The organism is Borreliella yangtzensis (assembly GCF_014201775.1).
In the GTDB taxonomy this organism is placed as follows: domain Bacteria; phylum Spirochaetota; class Spirochaetia; order Borreliales; family Borreliaceae; genus Borreliella; species Borreliella yangtzensis.
Window position 1 is genome coordinate 1 of sequence record NZ_JACHFG010000034.1, and the last position, 2999, is coordinate 2999.

Here is a 2999-nt window from a genome sequence, read left to right on the forward strand (position 1 = left end):
TTAAGTAAAAGTAATAAAAATAGGTAAAAATTACAATTTACATTTTATCAAAAACTAAAAATTTTAGTCAAATTGAAGTGTCTCTCATTGCATGCAGAATTTGGCATTTAGAGTGGTTGTAGCAAGCAGAAGTGGCGATTTTTAAGGGGGTAAGTTAAGAAAGATACTATACTTTAACTAATATTTATCAAATACTCTGAAATTTAATTTGTATGGGTTTTATAATCTTTTGTAATGAGCTTAGCATTTGCAATGGAGAGATTTTCAGGAGTTGATTAAAATTACATTTTCAGTTTGTTAATATGTAACAACGCAATGTAACAAAAACAATTATTTAAACTCTTAAAAAATTGTAATTACTAGGTGTTGCATTATCTTTAAGATTTATGGAGTAGCTTATGAAAAAGAAAATAGACTTGTTTATTATTTGCAGCATTTTTGCATTAGTTATTTCTTGCAAGAATTATGCAATTAGTAAAGATTTGGAAAATTCAGAACAAGTTGTAAAAGGTTCAAAACAAGTAGAAAAAGAAGTAGAAAATAAATTTGATAAATTGTTAGATACTTTAGATATTTTGGATATAAAAGATGCAAATGATACAAAAGAAATTGAAGAACAAATTAAAAAATTAAAAGAAACAATAGAGGAATTGAAAAAAGCAATAGAAGAAACAGACCCCAAAAAGACTCCTCTTAAAAAATATTCTGAATATGAAGAAAAAGTAAAAAAAATAAAAGAAGAATTAGAGAAGAAATTAAAAGATAAAGTAAAAGATAAGAAAGAAATTGAAGATAAATTAAAGGAACTTGAAGATAGTTTAAAAAAGAAAAAAAATGAAAGAAAAAAAGCTTTAGAAGAGGCTAAAAAGAAATTTCAAGAGTATAAAAAGCAAGTTGAGAGTGCAACTGGAGTAACTCAAGGGCATCAAGTTCAAAGACAAGGTGGTGTTGGATTGCAAGCTTTTAATTGTGCTAAAGAATATGGTTTAACTGTAAGTTTTTCTAATGATACTGATACTAGTAATATGTCAAGTGGAGTTATAGAAAGTGCACTTAAAAAGATTGAAGAAGAAGAAAAAGAACTTAAAAATTTAGAAGAGAATAAATAATTTAAAATAGAAGTTCAATATTTAGGAGTAACTTATGTATAAAAAAATAACAATATTTATTGTTAGTGCTGTTTTTGCAGTAATTAGTTCTTGCAAAAATTATGCGGATTTAAAACAAGATGTAAAAGGAAAAGTTAAGGGATTTAAAGAAGGTATAGAAAAAAAAGTTAAACAAGGTATAAAACAAACAGAACAAAAAGTTAAGGGATTTTTAAAAAAAGAAGTAAAAGATATTTCAGATGAAATAGCAAAAAAATTACATGAAGAAGAAAGTGCTAACAATGGTGGTCAAGGTAGTAAAGAGAAAAAGGGACAAGAACAACCAAAGCAAGAACAAAAGAGAGTTGATCAAGTAGCACAACAAGAAAATCAAAAAAAATTAATGCAGGGGGATGATCCTAATAATAGCGTATTAAGTTCGCCTCCAATATTTTCGACAAGTGGCCACAGCGATACACCTGTATTAAAATCAACAGTACAAAATAACAGTGGTAGTAGTAAAGTCAAAGAAAAAGAAAAACAAAAAGAAGATAAGGAAGATAATATAGAAGAACAATCTGAAGAAGTAATCTTGCAAGCACAAACACAAGAACAAACTGAAGAAGAAGATAAAGTAAAAGTTAAAGCCAAGATTAAAGATCTTACAAATAAAATAGACAAGATAAATAAGGATATTGATTCCATCAAACATCAAAGTTGGTTTGTGGAAGAAGTAGAAAGAGTAATAGTAGGGGCGCAAGAAGTTATAGATAAAGTTACAGGGCCTATATATGACCACTTTACTGATGATTCTAAACAGGCTATATACCATACTTGGGGTTTAACAGAAGAAGATGATGAAGAATTAGCAAAGTTATTAAAAGAATTGGGTGATACTAGAGACAGTTTAAGAAAAAATTTAAATGAAGGTAATCAAGCGGCTACTGTAGGGAAACCTGAGCCCAAATTAAAAGAAAATGTAAGAGTTAGCGAAATTGAATCAGACTTAGATAAATTAAAATCAAAATTAGGAGAGGTTAAAGAATATCTTAAAGACCAATCTAATTTTGAAACAATTAAAGGCTATATCAATGATACTAACAGTAACAGGATATCAGAAGATGATGAATAAGCTTTAGTTTTAATTAAACTTTGTATACACAAAATAACAGCTAGTAATATTTGACTAGTTGTTATTTTTTATTTTTATACTATTTATAGTTATGATGCACGTTAATAAAGTTTTTGATTTTTATAATGTTTTAGATAATTTGACAAAAAGGGAAAGAAACAGCGCTTATGAAGCAATAAATGAGCCTTTAGAACCCGTAAAAGAATTTATTAAAGGGGTTTTAAAAGATAGATATCTAATAGAAAAATATAGAAGTTCTAAAAATGTTGAGATTAATTATAGCTACAAGGAAGGAATGCTAGAAAAATGTTTGGGAAAATTAGAAGAAGATAAATATGCTTCTGTCAATTTTTTGCTTTTTGTTAATAAGATTTTTTATAAAATAATACGAAAAGTATCAAAACGAAATCAACCATATGCGATTGAAGAATTTAAAGATATGTTATTTATGAGCGTACACTATTATGATAAGGGAATTTTCACAAGTAATAATTTTATGAATGAAATGAAAAATTTTTATAAACTTATAAGGTCAAGGTTTTTAAAAATACAATAAATTAGTAAATTACTGTTTTTAAATCAATAAAAGCCAATAAATATTAAACACCACTAATATACATTAAGAAATTAACAGTTTATGTTAACAATTCATCAAATTGCTTTACTATTTAGAGTAACAATTTGTTAATTTTGTTACTTTTGGGTAGTGCTTTTGAAAAGAGTTAAAAGATCTTTTGATGATTATGTTGCATATTTTATAGAAGGAACTTTAAATGATG

General features: G+C 26.4%; 4 protein-coding genes. All 4 read left to right on the forward strand.

Annotated features, from left to right (window positions below; genetic code table 11):
- The first annotated feature begins 398 nt into the window (after positions 1-398).
- Entirely contained in the window at positions 399-1109 is a 711-nt protein-coding gene (locus tag HNP68_RS06280; protein WP_183221547.1) for an ErpL protein, read from the forward strand.
- A 34-nt stretch (positions 1110-1143) separates the two neighbouring features.
- Entirely contained in the window at positions 1144-2220 is a 1077-nt protein-coding gene (locus HNP68_RS06285) for a hypothetical protein (RefSeq protein ID WP_183221549.1), read from the forward strand.
- A 91-nt stretch (positions 2221-2311) separates the two neighbouring features.
- Entirely contained in the window at positions 2312-2776 is a 465-nt protein-coding gene (locus HNP68_RS06290; RefSeq protein WP_235684958.1) for a DUF643 domain-containing protein, read from the forward strand.
- Between the two features lie 150 nt (positions 2777-2926).
- On the forward strand, positions 2927-2999 hold a 73-nt coding region (locus HNP68_RS07305), incomplete at its 3' end, for a DUF603 domain-containing protein (protein WP_420703299.1).